The sequence below is a fragment of the Vibrio sp. 1S139 genome, assembly GCF_041439475.1.
In the GTDB taxonomy this organism is placed as follows: Bacteria; Pseudomonadota; Gammaproteobacteria; order Enterobacterales; family Vibrionaceae; genus Vibrio; species Vibrio crassostreae_C.
The window spans coordinates 36650-53127 of the sequence record NZ_JBGOOD010000018.1; the positions used below are offsets into that span (position 1 = coordinate 36650).

The following is a 16478-nucleotide window of genomic DNA, read 5'->3' on the forward strand; positions in this document are numbered from 1 at the left end:
AATTAAGTCTAATAATCCGCCACTCACGAAGTAGTATCACAAATCCAAACATAAACTCCTCGTACCAGTTGCGCATTCATTTACATATAGGTAGTTTGAGCGGCTTCGCAACCTATCAATTCGAGCAATGACGTTCATGCGAGCATCTTTTCCGAGCGAAAGTGTTCGGATTAACATTTCAAGTGACTTTAATTAACAATTTTATGCTCAAACGCTCACTTTTAATGTTCGTTTATTTTCGAGCTCGCAAATATATGCACAATACACGTGCTAGATAAGCAAAACTAAAAAGGACTCGAACATGACAACAAACAAACACCCTTCTTTATTTGGGCAATGCTTGGCTGAATTTATCGGTACAGGATTACTCATATTCTTTGGCGTTGGCTGTGTGGCCGCTCTGGTATTAACTGGTGCGACATTCGGACAATGGGAAATCAGCATCATCTGGGGCTTCGGTGTTGCGATTGCAATTTACTGTACTGCCGGCGTTTCAGGCGCACACATCAACCCAGCCGTAACGATTGCACTGGCCATGTTCCATGGCTTTGATAAAGCAAAAGTGGTGCCTTACATCATTTCGCAACTGCTTGGCGCTTTCTGCTCTGCAGCATTGGTTTACAGCCTGTACAGCAACCTATTTACTGACTACGAAATCGCACATAACTTCGTTCGTAGCAGCCAAGACGCACTATCAACTGCTGGTATCTTCTCGACTTACCCACATGCTTCACTTTCTTTCTTCGGCGCTTTTGCTGTGGAATTCGTGATTACTGCAGTGTTGATGTTTGCCATTTTAGCGTTAGGTGATGAGAACAACGGCGCATCTCACGGTACAATGAACCCTCTACTGATCGGTATTCTTATCGCGGTTATCGGTGGTTCTTTAGGTCCACTGACTGGCTTTGCAATGAACCCTGCTCGTGACTTCGGACCAAAACTGTTCGCTTACTTTGCAGGTTGGGATTTCGCACTAAGCGGTGCTCGTGATATTCCTTACTTCATCGTTCCAATTCTTGCTCCAATTGCTGGTGCGTGTTTTGGTGGTTGGTTGTACCCACGTGTTATCGGTGCTTACCTACCAGTAGAAGGCCAAGGCTGCACAATTCCAAACCAATGTGAAACAGAAGAAGAAGCTGAACAAGCTCAAGCTTAATTCCTAAGCGACCCTACATTTACTAAAATATAAATAACAAAAGAAAAAGGACTCTTACCATGACCGAGCAAAAATACATTGTTGCCCTAGACCAAGGAACAACAAGTTCACGCGCCGTAATTCTCGACCATGATGCAAATATCGTCAGTTCTTCTCAGCGAGAGTTTACCCAGATTTATCCTAAAGCTGGCTGGGTTGAGCATGATCCAATGGAAATTTGGGCGACTCAAAGCTCTACATTGGTTGAAGCTTTGGCTAAAGCAGGCATTCGCAGCGATGAGCTAGCCGGCATTGGTATCACCAACCAACGTGAAACTACTATTGTATGGAACAAAGAGACAGGCAAACCGGTTTACAACGCAATCGTATGGCAGTGTCGCCGAACTGCCGACATCTGTGAAGACCTTAAAGCGCGTGGCCTAGAAGACTACGTACGTGACAATACTGGCTTAGTCCTTGACCCGTATTTCTCAGGTACCAAAGTAAAATGGATTCTAGACAACGTTGAAGGCGCTCGCGAAGACGCTGAAGCTGGCAAACTACTGTTCGGTACGGTTGATACTTGGTTGGTTTGGAAGATGACTCAAGGACGTGTTCACGTTACGGATTACACTAACGCGTCACGTACTATGTTGTTCAACATCAACGACCTATGCTGGGATCAAAAGCTACTTGATGAAATGGGGATCCCGTCATCAATGATGCCAGAAGTGAAGCGTTCTTCTGAAGTTTACGGTCAAACGAACCTTGGTGGTAAAGGCGGTACTCGTATTCCAATCGCGGGTATTGCGGGTGACCAACAAGCTGCACTTTACGGTCAAATGTGTGTAGAAGCAGGCCAAGCTAAGAACACTTATGGTACTGGTTGTTTCCTTCTAATGAACACAGGCCAAGAGAAAGTCACATCGAAAAACGGCCTTCTAACCACACTGGCATGTGGCCCTAAAGGCGAACCTGCATACGCACTGGAAGGTGCAGTATTCATGGGCGGCGCATCAATCCAATGGCTACGTGATGAAATGAAACTACTGGCTGGCGCAGAAGACTCTGAGTACTTCGCAACCAAAGTAGATTCTTCAAACGGCGTTTACGTAGTCCCTGCGTTTACTGGTTTAGGCGCACCATACTGGGATGCTTACGCTCGCGGTACGATTGTTGGCCTGACTCGTGGTGTTAACTCTAACCACATCATCCGTGCAACCTTGGAAGGTATTGCTTACCAAACGCGTGACGTACTAGACGCGATGCAAGCGGACTCTGGCATCAAGCTAGCAAACCTACGTGTTGATGGCGGCGCAGTAGCGAACAACTTCCTAATGCAATTCCAATCAGACGTGCTTGATACTGAGGTTCACCGCCCTGAAGTAACGGAAGTAACGGCTCTTGGTGCCGCTTACCTTGCTGGCCTAGCGGTTGGTTTCTGGGACAGCATTGACGAGCTTCAAGACAAAGCCGTTCTTAACCGCACCTTCATGCCGCACCACGACGAAGAGAAACGTAACCGCCGTTACAAAGGTTGGAAGCGTGCTATCAAATGTGCACAAGTTTGGTCTGAGCTGCACGATGACGACGAAGAGTAAAATCGAGCGTTCGAATAATCACTCTCTTATCGATTGAATTGTTCGTTCCTCAGTAAACGAAACTAAAAAGAGCACTATTTTGTGCTCTTTTTTGCGTTTGGAGCCAATTTTTCATGTTTTGATCAACGTTTTTGCGGTTTGGACATAATTCCTTACTATCATTACTTCTCTCTCCTCATCAATTCGAGCACAATAGCGCGAGTTAATATTTTCGATTGTGACGCGCTAGAGCCCATAGCGTGCAGGGAGTGGTAAGTTAAGTGAAGCAGATACCAAGACACCAGCAGATTGTAGACCTGGTAAAAACACAAGGATATGTGAGCACCGAAGAGCTCGTAGAGAAGTTCGATGTTAGCCCACAAACCATCAGACGAGACCTCAATGAGCTGGCTGATAGCAACAAAATCCGTCGTTATCACGGTGGTGCAACCATTCCTCTTAGCTCAGAAAACACCTCTTACAACACGCGTAAAGCGCTTAACTTCAATGAAAAAGATGTGATTGCCGACGAGCTGGTTAAACACATTCCAGATGGTGCAACCTTGTTCGTTGATATCGGCACCACACCAGAATCCGTGGCACGCGCGCTGAACAAAAACCACAAACAACTCAGAGTCGTGACTAACAACATCAACGTTGCCAGTATCCTGCTACCAAACCCAGAGATAAAGGTTATCTTGGCAGGTGGCGAAGTGAGAAACCGTGATGGCGGTATCGTGGGTGAAGCAACACTCGATTTCGTGAAGCAGTTCCGCCTCGATTTCGGCATTCTAGGGATCAGCGGCATCGACTTTGACGGCTCACTGCTTGATTTTGACTACCATGAAGTTCGAGTGAAGCAAGCTATCATCGAAAACAGCCGCAGCATCTTCCTGGCAGTCGACCACAGTAAGTTTGGTCGCAACGCAATGGTTAAGCTGGGTAACATCTCTCAAGCACACATGGTGTTCACCAATAAACAGCCACCAGAAGAGATCCTGAACATCCTCAAGGATTCATCGATCCCATTGGAAGTGATCGAGACCGCGTCTCAACCACTAGCGTCGGACGAATAAAAAAACGCTCAGAAATCATGTTCATTAAAAGAGCCCATTATTGATAGATCACTTTATCGATAATGGGCTTTTTTGTTACTTGGAAAGTCGCACTTGAACATGATTAATATCACTTCTATGCTCGAATGAGAGTTATTTGGAACCTTCGCTGTCATAAGCGAAGGTTTTTTATGCGCAAATCACATAAAACGCGCATAAACGAAAATAATAAATGACCGCAAACGAAAGTTAATATACGATTCAATTATGTTCTAAAATGCTCGTTCGCTCAGAAAGAGGTCAAAACCATGAGTGCTCAACAAACTAATTCAAACAATAGTACATCTTCAACTCTAGACTTAATCGTTATTGGCGGCGGCATCAATGGTGCGGGTATCGCGGCAGACGCTGCTGGTCGTGGTCTAAACGTTGGTTTATACGAAGCAAATGATTTCGCCTCTGCGACGTCTTCTGCAAGTTCAAAGCTAATCCACGGTGGCTTACGTTACCTTGAACATTATGAGTTTCGTTTAGTTTCAGAAGCACTTGCAGAGCGTGAAGTGTTGCTGAGAAAAGCACCTCACGTTGCACAACCAATGCGTTTCCGTTTACCGCACCGACCATTTTTACGCCCGGCTTGGATGATCCGCTGTGGCCTATTCCTTTACGATAACTTAGGTAAACGTACGACGCTTCCTGGAAGTAAAACGGTGAACTTGGCTCAATCAGGTTTGCTTAAACCAGAAATGAAAACAGGTTTCGAATACTCAGACTGCTGGGTAGATGATGCGCGTATGGTATTGCTGAACGTGTTGGCGGCGAAAGAAAACAACGCAGAAGTACGCAACTACTGCCGAGTTGAAAAAGCGCACCGCGAAGGCTACATTTGGCATGTAACGATTCTTGATGTGATGACAAACCAACGTTTTGAACGTAAAGCGAAAGCGCTGGTTAACGCGGCTGGCCCTTGGGTTAAGCAGTTCTTTGATGATGGATTAGAGCAGGCTTCGCCTCGTAATATTCGTCTGATCAAAGGCTCGCACATTGTTGTGCCACGCATTCACGACGAACCACAAGCGTACATTCTGCAAAACAAAGACAATCGTATTGTGTTCATGATCCCTTACCTAGATAAGTTCTCGATCATCGGCACCACCGACCTTGAATACAAAGGCGATCCTCGCGAAGTGGCTATCGATGATGTGGAAGTTGATTACTTAATTGATATCGTTAACCAGCATTTTGTTAAGCAACTAGAGCGTGACGATGTGGTCTGGACATACAGTGGCGTAAGACCGCTTTGTGACGATGAATCTGACTCACCACAAGCGATCACTCGTGACTACACATTGGAATTGGACGCAGAGCTAGATCAAGCACCACTGCTTTCGATCTTCGGTGGCAAGTTGACCACTTATCGTAAACTCGGCGAAGCGGCACTGAACAAGCTAGAACCTTACCTGAAACACATGGGCGCACCTTGGACAGCTAACGACACACTACCGGGTGGTAACTTCAGCTGCAGCAGAGAACAGCTCGCTAAGATGATCCACACCAAGTACCCTTGGATATCAGAAGCACTGTTACTACGTTATGTGACTCAATTTGGTACTTACACATGGGACCTGCTTGAAGGCGCTACATGTGAGGCGGACCTTGGCATCCAGTTCTCAAGCGAAGCACACGGTGTTTACCAAGCTGAGATTGATTACTTGATCAACCAAGAGATGGCAATGACAGACGAAGACATCTTATGGCGCAGAACCAAGCTTGGCCTGTACTTAAGTGAAACAGAGCAGCATGCAGTTTCTAGCTACTTAAAAGAGAATCTTGAAAGCACTGTGGTGAACTTTTCTCAAGTCGGTTAGTTCTTCTAGCAAAACCATCCGCTCCTGAATATAAATAATGACAAAGCTTAGCGCTCCCCACGCTAAGCTTTTTTATTGTCTGCTATTCCGCTCAGCCTGAGACTTTATTCACACCTCTATTTTCAACAAAAACTAAATAGTGTTTTATTAATCCGGTTGATTATCAACTTCACAAAAGGTTGCTATTCTTTATCTCAACGAAACAACACATTTAAAAACGCTCACCATGTCAGCGCTTTAATAACGTTTGTCTCTATGTTTTCTCCCAATACGGCGGGTTACCGTAGTAGTCCGAGAAGTAATCAATAAACGCTCTTACTTTGGGAGCAAGCAGCCTAGTACTTGGATACACCGCCCAGATCGCAGGTTCTGAGGTGAGTGGGTAATCTTCCAACACTTGAATCAGCTGACCACTTTTCAGTTGCTCATATGCACACCAATTCGACGTCACTGTAATACCAAGCCCACCGACTGCAGCGTCACGCAGTGCTTCCCCGTTATCTGCCCTGAACGACCCAGATGCCTTAATCGTCTTAGGCCCGCTTTCAGCATTGAAGGTCCAGTTTTCTAAACCAATTAAGCTAATACATTGATGATCGTTAAGATCTCGAGGTGTGGCTGGCTTACCATATTTGATTAAGTAATCAGGCGATGCACACACAATACGCTTGTCTGTCGCAAGTTTTCGGGCAATCAGAGTCGAGTCTTTCAGCTCCGAGATACGAATCGCGATATCAAAGCCACCCTCAACAACATCCACCATCGAATCTGATAGCCTGAGATCGACTTTTAACCCAGAGTAGCGCTCTAAGAATCCAGGTAAGGCAGGAACAAGATGCAAACGTCCAAAAGACGCAGATGCGGTAACTCGCAACGTTCCGGTTGGAGAATCACAACCCACACCGACCGCCGATTTGGCAGCATCCACGCTCGATAACACTTCTTCAGCATGAGGTAAGAATGCTTCCCCCTCTTCGGTTAAAGAGACCTTACGAGTGGTTCGGTGGACCAAGCGAACGCCTAAATTGTCTTCCAGTTTACTGATGTGCGAGCTTGCAACAGCAGGAGACAAACCAAGCTCTTGCCCAGCCATGCTGATGTTATGTGTGGAAGCTAAACGAACAAACAATTTGAGGTGTTCAATATTCATGAGATTACCAATAAAATCTTAAAAATCGTGTACCAGTAACCCTCATTATGCGTCATTCACATAACAATACAACGTATTAACTCAGTTGAATTGTGAAGATGTTATTGTGCCAAAACGAAAAAAACTCCCGAAGGAGTTTTTTTGTCTAAGTCTGCAATTCGCCATTTAGCTAATCAGCAAAATTACTAGCTCACTAGCCAGTTAAACGTGCATGCAGTGCATCTTTCAGTACAGAACGATCATGTTTCAGTTGGTGCATCGAGCCGTCATCAATGGGTGAATCTTTCAGCTCAAGCTTACGAATCTCTTTATCAAGGTTGTCGTACGTCTTCATGTCTGCTGCAAAGCCATCGTCAGTTTTAACAAGCTCAGCAATTTTATCTTTCATTTCAGGAAATTCGTGAACAAGAGAATGATTTTCACCTAGCATAGAAACCTCTTAAGTTGAGTAAAGTGATTGGTATTACGCATTCATTATTAACCTTAGCAAGGGAGTCAAATAACAAATGAGATCCAGTACACAGCATAGAATATAGACAATTCAGATTCACAAATTTACAACATCCACCAAGAAAATGGCTTTGCTGATTTTGAATTGTCTCAGTAACGGAAGTAGGTTTATGGCGATTATCCCGCCTCGAAAACAATACTTCTTTCGATTTTTACTTAGCCTGCAAGTATCGTTTTTAACTAAACGCTACCAAGCAAACGTCTGAATAACACTGTCTTTAGCCATTGGGTTTGATGCTATCGCATGGTTCACCTTAGCCAAAAATTGCTCTCTTGAATCAAGCAGGAAACCTTTCTGAGTCACGATGTTATTACCATGGTCGCCCCAATAGAAAGTGTCGATGTTTAGATTCTCAAGCAGATACTTTTCTTCTTCTAAGATCTGAAGTTGCGTCGGCATAACGAACTTGCCATCTTTTACTTCTTGTTCCATCACGGTTCCTGGCTGAATCGCTAACGCCATTGGCGCTATCTGCTCAAGCTTCATGATATTCAGTAATCTTGTGGTCTCGACAATATGTTCACGTGATCGATCACGACCGCCAAGGCCGAAGATAAACGAAAGTAAGGTTTCAATGCCGGCTTCTTTGGCTAATTCCATGCCTTCGATCGCTTGTTCTGGTGTCATGCGCTTTTTGATGTTGTCGAGTACAACCGCATCGCCTGACTCCAACCCCGCATAAGCCATAGTGAGACCGGCACTTTTAAGCTCTTTAAGTTCGCTCAAGCTTTTACGACGGAAATCGTTCAAACCACTATAGAGCGATACTTTTCTGCTTTCTGGAAAGGTATGACGAAGCTTATCCAAAATCTTAAGGAGATAATCCGTGCGGGCGGCCATCACGTTGCCATCGATAAGGAAAATTGATTCAACATAAGGATAAATCAGGCGAGCTTCTTCGATATCTTTAAACACATCCTCAATATCACAAACCTTGAATCGTTTATCGCTGAACATATTACAGAACGTGCACGTGTTGATACTGCAACCTAAAGTGGTTTGAATCAGAATGCTCTTCGCCTCTGTCCATGGACGATATACTTTTCCCTCGTAATTCATATTGGTTTCTCCGGTCTATAAGCACGAGAGCGTGCTTTAATAAAACAGAGTTTATCAACACCAGTATTCATTGATAATTCGCGATATAGTCGAATCATTTTTTAGATTTTGTATAAAATAAAAGCCTTGTGACAACACAAGGCTTTGTAGGGGTAACTCTCTACCGGAGCAGCTGAAAATGTGTTTCCACAAAAGAAGATTAGCTGCTGCACCCTTGGGTATGAACTCGATTCATGTCGTCACCGACTTGTGCTTCTTGAGACCCCGTCGATTGGCATCCTGCCACGAATAACAGCGTTACAGATAAGATAAGCCATTTCATAATAAATCCTCTTTCGGTCATGACTAAAGCATAGTGCTTAAAAGCGCGGATACCTCAGTCATTAACTAAAACCTTACCTACCGATAAGGCCTTGGTTAATGAACAAAGCATCGCTTCTTTAACTAACGACCTGCTTTTGTACAAAAAACTTTCACTTCAACGAATGAAAATCGTACAAGAGCGAAAATAGGACAGCTATGGAACTAAGAATAAGAACTAGAAGTTAGTCACTCGTCGCCAAACGTACAGCCGCTTCTGCATGAATGGCTGTGGTATCAAACAAGGGAACATCAGTGTGTTGCTGCTGAATCAGGAGGGCGATTTCAGTACAGCCCAGAATAACGGCTTCTGCACCTTGTTGGCCTAGCTTCTCAATGATTTGACGGTATACATCTCGAGATTCTTCTTTTACTTGGCCTCGACACAGCTCTTGATAAATGATGTTGTGGACTTTCTCTCGGTCACTCTCATCAGGAATCACCACATCGATACCGAATTTGTTAGTCAGGCGGCCTTTATAGAAATCTTGTTCCATCGTGAAAGCCGTGCCGAGTAATCCGACTTTCTTCACTCCTTGTTCCAGCAGTTTCTGCGCTGTGGTATCAGCGATGTGCAAGATAGGAATCGTGATCTTCTCTTCGATCTCAGGAACGACCTTATGCATGGTATTGGTACAGATCAGGATGAAGTCCGCTCCGGCTTTCTCTACCGATAAAGCCGCGTCCGATAAGATATCCGCCGTCTCAGCCCAGCGACCTTGATGTTGAAGCTTTTCTATCTCATCGAAGTTCACGCTGTACATACAAACCTTTGCAGAATTGAGCCCGCCGAGTGTGGCTTTAACGCCCTCGTTGATGGATTTGTAGTAGCTCACTGTCGACTCCCAACTCATACCGCCGAGCAAACCGATCGTTTTCATTTTGCTATTCCTTTAATTTCCGACTAACTCGATTAAACCGTCATGCATTGAAAATTTATAGTACGTTCTTGCTTAAAGCGAACCCATAACACCTTATTCCTTTCAAACCATTCATTCCAAAAACCTCCGCTTACAAAAAAGGCTCGAATTTAAAATCCGAGCCTTTGAAGTTTTGACCAAGGGTATACTTGGCGTTAGTACACCTCACACCAATCTGATTTCATGTCGATCAGTGTCCAATCCTCTCTGGAATTCGCCTCATCTAGCGCTTTATCAAGCTTGCCAACGTGAGACTCACGATCGTACTGCCACTCGCGCTCAGCATCAGTGTGATGAACAATCATCGCCATTGAATTGGGTTGGCTCGTTGCCCATTGCATCATCGCTTGGTCACCGTCTGAGTTGCCGACCGCTAGAATAGGTTTCTTGCCGATAATATGCTGAATGTTAGTGACCTTTCCGGCTTTGTCATCAATGGTCAAAATCAACGAATCTTTGGTCACCGTTGGTTTGCCATCGTTGTAGCTGTAGTTGTATTTAAGCGCACTACCGATGATTTGCTCTGTAGGAATATTATAAGCTTGTGGAGCCCACGCTCTCATGAAATCAACGCCTCCGCCCGACACAATATAAGTCTTAAAGTCATGCTCTTGCAGGTAAGTCAGCATCTCTTTCATTGGCTGATAAGTAAGGTCTGTGTAGGCTTTGTTGAAACGTTTATCTTTTGCTACCGTCAGCCATTGCTCAACGTCTTGCTGGTATTGCTCAACAGTCATACCAGAATGTGTCGCCATGATGATTTTCAATAGCCCTTCTTCACCGCTGCCCAGAACGCTCTCAATATCATCTTCGAGTACAAACTTAAACGGTGCTTCGGTTTTCCATTCAGGGTGATCAGGCGCCATCTCTTTTACACGATCTAGTGCAAAGGCTAATTGGAAGTAATAAGGCTTTTCCGACCAAAGCGTACCGTCGTTATCGAACACGGCAATGCGATCTTCAATTGCCACGAACGTATCAGACTCAGCTTTAGTGGCTTGCCCAACAAAGTCGACGATAGCGGATTTGCTCTCGCTGTCCTTCCAAGAAGGCAGCAAGTTGGGATCACAATCTTTAGCAAAAGATGAGAAAGAGAGACTGGATAAGATCGCGACAGATAAGAGGGTTATTTTCTTCATAGCAACTACCATGTTGTTGAATTAATTGTAGGGTTTAATTCAATTCATCCTAGTTGGTCTACTCTGATTTGCCACTTATGAACACTATAACCAATGCTCATGTTGGTATTAGATTAGTGCCACAGCTAAGCTGGCTGAGGGTGCTCTGCGATGTATTTATCGAGAACTTAAAAGGAGACAAACAAAAAAGCAGAACTTCAATTCCTCAAAGTTCTGCTTTATCAATCCATGACTGCTTACACTCTGCGCTTTTTGAAAGCGTGCCAGCCAGCGCTGAGAATTGTTTTTACCACCACGCTTAATGCGCTAAGTTTAGGGTCAGCATTCTTGCCAGAGGCAATGCGCCACATTTGATGTTCATACCAAACCAGCCCGACCATCGCCATCTTGTCTAATGCGGGCTTTCCTGTGGTTGGCACCGTTAGTGGCATGCCGTGGCTAGGGTCTTCAATTAACTTGTTAGGGAAATCAGGATCAACCGCCATTGTGCGTGCAATACCAATAAAATCGGTCGCCGAGGTGTTTAATGCTTCATTCATTGCTTGCGCGGTTCGAAAACCACCCGTGACCACCAGCGGTGTGCTGACGAGTTTTCTCGCCTTCACCATGTAATCCATAAAATACGCTTCACGTTTTACCGTGCTGGCCTTGATTGGTTCAGCTTTGCTCTTTGAACCCATCATTGATGGACTTTCATAGGTGCCGCCGGAGATCTCAATCAGGTCGATACCGTTATCACTCAGTGTTTGAACAACCTGCATCGACTCTTCTTCAGTGAAGCCACCTTTCATAAAGTCAGCGCTGTTGAGCTTAATTCCGACAGGGAAATCTTCACCGACCTCTTTTCGAATCGCGCGATAAGCCTCAAGCACGAAACGAAGTCTGTTTTCGAGTGAGCCACCCCATTTGTCTTGGCGTTGATTGTGTCTCGAAGACAAAAACTGACTCACGAGATAACCATGAGCACCGTGAATCTGCACGCCAGTAAAGCCTGCTTGTTTTGCAAGCTTTGCACTCAGCGAAAATTTATCAATGATTGCGATTATTTCTTTTTCAGCCAGAGCTCGTGGTGTATTGAAGCCTTTCTCTAATCCACGCTCTAAAGAGATAGCCGAAGGCGCAACCGGGCTATCACATAAGAATTTAGGGATTTGTTTACCTGGGTGGTTCAATTGCATCCATATCTGCGAACCATTTTGTGTTCCAGCCTTCGCCCACTCACGAAATACGCTTAAGTCACTTTGCTCATCCAACACAACGTTTTTAGGTTCACCAAGCGCACCTCTATCGACCATCACGTTGCCCGTCATGGATAGGCCAATTCCTCCTTGAGCCCAACGCTGGTAAAGCGTGACTAAACCTTGCTTAGGGTTATGATGTTTATCACCTAGCTGTTCACTCATTGCCGATTTGAACAGGCGATTTTTGATCACTTGGCCATTAGGAAGAGAAAAAGGGTCGTTGAGGCAGATCGGATTCATGCGCGTGGTTACTTTCTTGGGTTTATATATTGAGTCCAGTATGCCCTATTTTATCCGACAGTTTTTATCATTTAGTGCCTATTTCGAAGCAAGTTTCGCTCAATAATAAAATGCCAGCGGCATAGCAGCTGGCATTAATCGATTATAAATAGAATCTCAAAAACTGGGCTGACGCTGCTGAAATATGTCAACCAGAAAGGCTCGAACACCCTTTACGCTCATGGTAATTGTCGTTATTGTGATTCTCTACGCCATCATCACAAGGACTGTCTGAGAGTTATGAACAGCACGATTGAAACTATTCTGGGGCACCGCTCCATTCGTCAATATACAAATCAACCGATTGAAAAAGCACAACTTGATGTGATTATTCAGGCTGGTCTCGCGGCTTCATCATCGAGCTTACTGCAGGCTGTTTCTATCGTGAGAGTGACAGACACAGAGAAGCGCAAGTTGCTAGCTGAATACGCAGGCAATCAAGCTTACGTGGAGAACGCGGCTGAGTTTTTGGTGTTCTGTATCGACTATCAACGCCACGCTCAAATTAACCCTGAAGTGAAAACCGACTTTACTGAACTGACCCTGATTGGCGCGGTCGATTCTGGCATCATGGCGCAAAACTGCATGCTGGCTGCTGAGTCTCTAGGTTTGGGTGGCGTTTACATTGGCGGGTTGCGTAACAGCGCACAACAAGTCGATGAACTGTTAGAACTGCCACAGCACACCGCCGTGTTGTTCGGGATGTGCTTAGGTCACCCGGCACAACAACCAGAGGTGAAACCTCGCCTCCCTGCTCACGTAGTAATGCACGAAAACCAATACCAACCGCTGAGCCTAGATGAAATTGCCAGCTACGATGATTCAATGCAAAGCTACTACGCAAGCCGTTCAAGCAACCAAAAGCAGAGCAGTTGGTCACAGCAGATCACTCAAAAGCTGTCTGGCGAATCTCGCCCGCATATCCTGCCTTACTTAAACAGCAAGCAGCTGACCAAGCGTTAAGCCGTTAAGCCGTTAAGCCGTTAAGCCGTTAAGCCGTTAAGCGATTAGAGCTAGCAGCAAACAGCAGTACAAACAAAAATGTCAGCGTAATATACGCTGACATTTTTATTTATCCGGAGGCGGCTAGCTTACAGATATTTCTCAATCGGTAACAATTGTAGGAAGCCAGACTGCATTCGTTCCCATTGACCAGTGTCAGGTTCGCTGTCCCAACGTTGATCACCTGAATACCAATACACATCGCCGTCTTCCAGTTCCAAGCGCCAGCTATTATCTTCACTCATCGCTTGCTCAATGGTGTCAGCTAACATTTCAGCAATCTCTTTGTTCTCGATGATCAAAACCGATTCCGTATTGAGGTAGGTAGAACGCAAGTTGAAGTTAAATGAGCCAATGCTTGCGATGCTGCGGTCGAATACAACTGATTTAGCGTGCAAACCATAGGCCGTCTCAGGCGCACATTTAGACACGTCTTGAGTCGATGCTTCACACAGCTTAGATTCTGGTTTTAGCTCAAACAGATCGATGCCATGCTCCAACATGTCGTAACGTCTGCCTGCATAAGCAGAATGATTAGTCACCAGATCATTAGACGCCATAGAGTTAGTTAGCGCTTTTATCTCAACGCCCTTGTTGTTCAATACCTGCCACTCTTCAAGCTGACCATCATCGAATACAAGGTAAGCGGATTCCAGCAAGATCTCTTGTTTCGATTCGCTCGCTAATTTCCCTAGAAGAATCGCGGTCGCTTTCGGTTCATCGGTATTGTCTGAATCATCAGGGACGGGTTGATCGTAAACAAAACGAGCATTCACCCATGTCATCTCACCAATCACCTCTTTCAGCAAACTATCAGCAGCCTCACGGTCTAATGGTAATTCAGGGTAATTTTGATAGTGCGGAACGACAATATTATCTATCTTTGAGAGATCAGGTTGTTCGTCATCCCCCAGCATATCGACAGGGTAAGACCAACGACTGTTCCAGTATTCAACAAAACTGGTTTGGATGGTGTTAACTACCGAGCCCATGACTAATACATCGCGGTCTCGGAAATTGATTTCATCAGAAAGGTCAAAGTATTCATCACCAATATTACGCCCGCCAACCACAGACAAAGTACCATCTACGGTAAACGACTTATTGTGCATACGGCGATTTAAGCGAGAAAAGTCACCGACAAAGCTCAGCCATTTACTGAAGCCACGGCGTGTTGGTGTTGGATTGAAGATACGAATCTCGACGTTCGGGTGCGCATCCAGTGCCGACAGCAAACCTTCACGTTCGTTGAGGTTGATATCATCCAGCATTACGCGAACCTTCACTCCGCGCTCAGCCGCGGCTAACAAACGGCTGGCTAGGTAGCTGCCCGATTCATCAGAGTTCCAGATGTAGTATTGAATGTCGATGGTGTGCTCAGCACTTTCGACTAGTGCTAATCGCTGTGCCAAGGCATCCCAACCAGACTCTTGCAGACGAACCGCAGTGGTGCCTTGCTCTAAAGCTTCTGGCTGAAATTCATTGGTTAGAACCGATAAAGAACTAGGTGCAGGAGAGGTTGGCGGTTCTGTTGGATGATCGATGCCTTCAGGAAGTGAAGAACACCCACCTAAAACGGCGATTAAGATTAACGTTAAACTGATGCGTTGGAGCACAGGCATGTATCTGACTTCCTTTTCACGATGGCGTCTTTAGAAACTTTCCGTACAGCTTTTCAATGAACAAGCTATTCCGATCTATTCATTGATTATTACTGCTAAAGCCTGAAATTTATAGGTAATTATCCAGTATAAATTTAAAGGTCGGTAAATTGGCCCACAAATCACTTAAGTTGGGTGAGTGCCAAACAGTATAAACTCAGCGGCTTTTCGACCATGTCAATGGTGAGCTCTATTCGGTCTGGGTGATGCTTCACCATTGTTTGGAGATCTAGTTTCACCGCTTGATTTCACACTAACAGGCGTGTCGACTTACTTATATGAGATTGTGCAAACGCATTACTTACGTAAGCGCTAAAGCTGTTGTTCATCTAAGGGGCATGTAAGGATCAACACCGAAAACATTGTTCACGCTACATAACGTTTATCGTCCCTACACAAGCCTTCCCTACAAGCTCAAACGGGGCAGAATAAAGTCAATAAACGCCGAGATACGTTTAGAGACAGAGGACGACTTGTAGTAAACCGCATTCACTCGCTCTCGGTCTGTGTTGGCAAGTTTGTCTTGTTCCAGAATAGGGATTAGGCGACCCGCTGCCATATCTTCCTGCACCATAAACCCCGACAGACAAGCTATCCCATTTCCAGCTAAGACTAATTGGCGCACGGTTTCACCATTACTGGCTGTCACAGTAGGCGCGACATCACTTTGGTTTGGTAAAGGCCAATGGTTAAGCACTTTGTTACCCGCAAATCCCACAATTTGATGCGAACTCAAATCTTCAGGTTTGGTGGGTAGCCCACGCTTAGCGAGATAATCAGGTGACGCCACAATATGGAGTAAGCTTTTACCTAACGGACGAGCGTGCAGTGTTGAATCGGACAGCTTACCGATTCGAATCGCAACATCAGTTCTCTTTTCGAGAAGATCAACGAAGCCTTCGTTGGAAGTGAGTTCCAACTCAATGTCTGGGTAAGCCTCTTTGAATGACTGCACCAACGGCACTAGCTGATGGAATACGAATGGACTGGCGGCATCGACTCTTAAACGACCTTTTGGCAACTCTCCGCGCGACACGATTTCTTCTTCCGCGCTCTGAATCATCTGTAATCCCACCCTGACTGAATCGACAAACTGCCGCCCTTCCTCCGTCAATTCCACGCGTCTCGTTGTTCGGTTGAATATTGAGACACCGAGTTGCGACTCAACCTTACTCACCGAACGAGATACCTTGGCGACCTGCACATCCAGCGCCTCTGCCGCCGCAGAAAAACCACCAGCATCGACAACGGTGAGTACCATTTCTAAATCATCTGAACGGGTTAACATAAGGCTCCTTCGCTATCTTCATTTTGTTTAATGTCATCTCGCTTGTGCTCATCACAGCTCAAATCATCTGTGTCTTTTCGATCTCATCAGCTTAATCCAATGATCGGTTAACTCTCCAATTATTGCAAATAACACAAAGGTTATTTGTTAATAGCGTCATTTATCACAAATATATATTGCTAGATAATCCTCGCCATCAAACGAAGCGCTCCTATTGCAGTCACAAGCTG

At 45.2% G+C, this 16478-nt stretch carries 14 protein-coding genes; 5 read left to right on the top strand and 9 right to left on the bottom strand.

The annotated features are described in order from the left end of the window. The first annotated feature begins 301 nt into the window (after nt 1-301). From ACED46_RS08465 to glpD, 4 genes are all read left to right on the top strand, one after another. Complete coding sequence (locus ACED46_RS08465; protein WP_371721252.1) at nt 302-1156, top strand: MIP/aquaporin family protein; 855 nt, start codon at nt 302-304, stop codon at nt 1154-1156. 59 nt (nt 1157-1215) lie between these two features. Next, nucleotides 1216-2736, top strand: coding sequence for a glycerol kinase GlpK (glpK, locus tag ACED46_RS08470; protein WP_017064019.1), 1521 nt, complete (start codon nt 1216-1218; stop codon nt 2734-2736). 260 nt (nt 2737-2996) lie between these two features. After that, nucleotides 2997-3791, top strand: coding sequence for a DeoR/GlpR family transcriptional regulator (locus tag ACED46_RS08475; protein ID WP_004740378.1), 795 nt, complete (start codon nt 2997-2999; stop codon nt 3789-3791). A gap of 287 nt (nt 3792-4078) precedes the next feature. Then, the gene (gene glpD, locus ACED46_RS08480; protein ID WP_371721253.1) at nt 4079-5638 is read left to right on the top strand and encodes a glycerol-3-phosphate dehydrogenase; all 1560 of its coding nucleotides are present in this window, start codon (nt 4079-4081) and stop codon (nt 5636-5638) included. A gap of 253 nt (nt 5639-5891) precedes the next feature. Here glpD and ACED46_RS08485 read toward each other — a convergent pair whose 3' ends face one another. From ACED46_RS08485 to ACED46_RS08515, 7 genes are all read right to left on the bottom strand, one after another. Further along, the gene (locus ACED46_RS08485) at nt 5892-6788 is read right to left on the bottom strand and encodes a LysR family transcriptional regulator (RefSeq protein WP_371721254.1); all 897 of its coding nucleotides are present in this window, start codon (nt 6786-6788) and stop codon (nt 5892-5894) included. Between the two features lie 193 nt (nt 6789-6981). Then, nucleotides 6982-7218: a YdcH family protein gene (locus ACED46_RS08490; protein ID WP_017067743.1), complete on the bottom strand. Its 237-nt coding sequence runs from the start codon at nt 7216-7218 to the stop codon at nt 6982-6984. Between the two features lie 267 nt (nt 7219-7485). Then, nucleotides 7486-8358, bottom strand: a complete 873-nt coding sequence (locus tag ACED46_RS08495) for a radical SAM protein (protein ID WP_371721255.1) — start codon at nt 8356-8358, stop codon at nt 7486-7488. Nucleotides 8359-8557: 199 nt separating this feature from the next. Then, on the bottom strand, nt 8558-8680 hold the full coding sequence (locus ACED46_RS08500; RefSeq protein WP_258182976.1) for a hypothetical protein: 123 nt from the start codon (nt 8678-8680) through the stop codon (nt 8558-8560). 223 nt (nt 8681-8903) lie between these two features. Then, nucleotides 8904-9599, bottom strand: a complete 696-nt coding sequence (locus ACED46_RS08505) for an aspartate/glutamate racemase family protein (RefSeq protein ID WP_065583757.1) — start codon at nt 9597-9599, stop codon at nt 8904-8906. 194 nt (nt 9600-9793) lie between these two features. Next, nucleotides 9794-10777 (bottom strand): HAD family phosphatase, encoded by a 984-nt coding sequence (locus ACED46_RS08510; RefSeq protein ID WP_029235499.1) that lies wholly within the window; start codon nt 10775-10777, stop codon nt 9794-9796. A 236-nt stretch (nt 10778-11013) separates the two neighbouring features. Next, nucleotides 11014-12258 (bottom strand): NADH:flavin oxidoreductase/NADH oxidase family protein, encoded by a 1245-nt coding sequence (locus tag ACED46_RS08515; RefSeq protein WP_371721256.1) that lies wholly within the window; start codon nt 12256-12258, stop codon nt 11014-11016. Nucleotides 12259-12537: 279 nt separating this feature from the next. Between ACED46_RS08515 and nfsA the strand changes: the two genes are divergently transcribed. Then, on the top strand, nt 12538-13260 hold the full coding sequence (gene nfsA, locus ACED46_RS08520) for an oxygen-insensitive NADPH nitroreductase (protein ID WP_017060948.1): 723 nt from the start codon (nt 12538-12540) through the stop codon (nt 13258-13260). Nucleotides 13261-13388: 128 nt separating this feature from the next. On the opposite strand, the gene ACED46_RS08525 is transcribed toward nfsA, so the two are convergent. Continuing rightward, nucleotides 13389-14921 (bottom strand): phospholipase D family protein, encoded by a 1533-nt coding sequence (locus tag ACED46_RS08525; RefSeq protein WP_371721257.1) that lies wholly within the window; start codon nt 14919-14921, stop codon nt 13389-13391. Nucleotides 14922-15366: 445 nt separating this feature from the next. Then, entirely contained in the window at nt 15367-16248 is an 882-nt protein-coding gene (locus tag ACED46_RS08530; protein ID WP_065583754.1) for a LysR family transcriptional regulator, read from the bottom strand. Between the last annotated feature and the right edge of the window lie 230 nt (nt 16249-16478).

Bases quoted from the DNA above. Each gene is read 5' to 3' on its own strand.
- ACED46_RS08490 (WP_017067743.1), bottom strand. From the start codon at position 7,218: ATGCTAGGTGAAAATCATTCTCTTGTTCACGAATTTCCTGAAATGAAA.
- glpK (WP_017064019.1), top strand. From the start codon at position 1,216: ATGACCGAGCAAAAATACATTGTTGCCCTAGACCAAGGAACAACAAGT.
- ACED46_RS08500 (WP_258182976.1), bottom strand. From the start codon at position 8,680: ATGAAATGGCTTATCTTATCTGTAACGCTGTTATTCGTGGCAGGATGC.
- ACED46_RS08510 (WP_029235499.1), bottom strand. From the start codon at position 10,777: ATGAAGAAAATAACCCTCTTATCTGTCGCGATCTTATCCAGTCTCTCT.
- ACED46_RS08515 (WP_371721256.1), bottom strand. From the start codon at position 12,258: ATGAATCCGATCTGCCTCAACGACCCTTTTTCTCTTCCTAATGGCCAA.
- ACED46_RS08505 (WP_065583757.1), bottom strand. From the start codon at position 9,599: ATGAAAACGATCGGTTTGCTCGGCGGTATGAGTTGGGAGTCGACAGTG.
- ACED46_RS08495 (WP_371721255.1), bottom strand. From the start codon at position 8,358: ATGAATTACGAGGGAAAAGTATATCGTCCATGGACAGAGGCGAAGAGC.
- nfsA (WP_017060948.1), top strand. From the start codon at position 12,538: ATGAACAGCACGATTGAAACTATTCTGGGGCACCGCTCCATTCGTCAA.
- ACED46_RS08485 (WP_371721254.1), bottom strand. From the start codon at position 6,788: ATGAATATTGAACACCTCAAATTGTTTGTTCGTTTAGCTTCCACACAT.
- ACED46_RS08525 (WP_371721257.1), bottom strand. From the start codon at position 14,921: ATGCCTGTGCTCCAACGCATCAGTTTAACGTTAATCTTAATCGCCGTT.
- ACED46_RS08465 (WP_371721252.1), top strand. From the start codon at position 302: ATGACAACAAACAAACACCCTTCTTTATTTGGGCAATGCTTGGCTGAA.
- ACED46_RS08530 (WP_065583754.1), bottom strand. From the start codon at position 16,248: ATGTTAACCCGTTCAGATGATTTAGAAATGGTACTCACCGTTGTCGAT.
- glpD (WP_371721253.1), top strand. From the start codon at position 4,079: ATGAGTGCTCAACAAACTAATTCAAACAATAGTACATCTTCAACTCTA.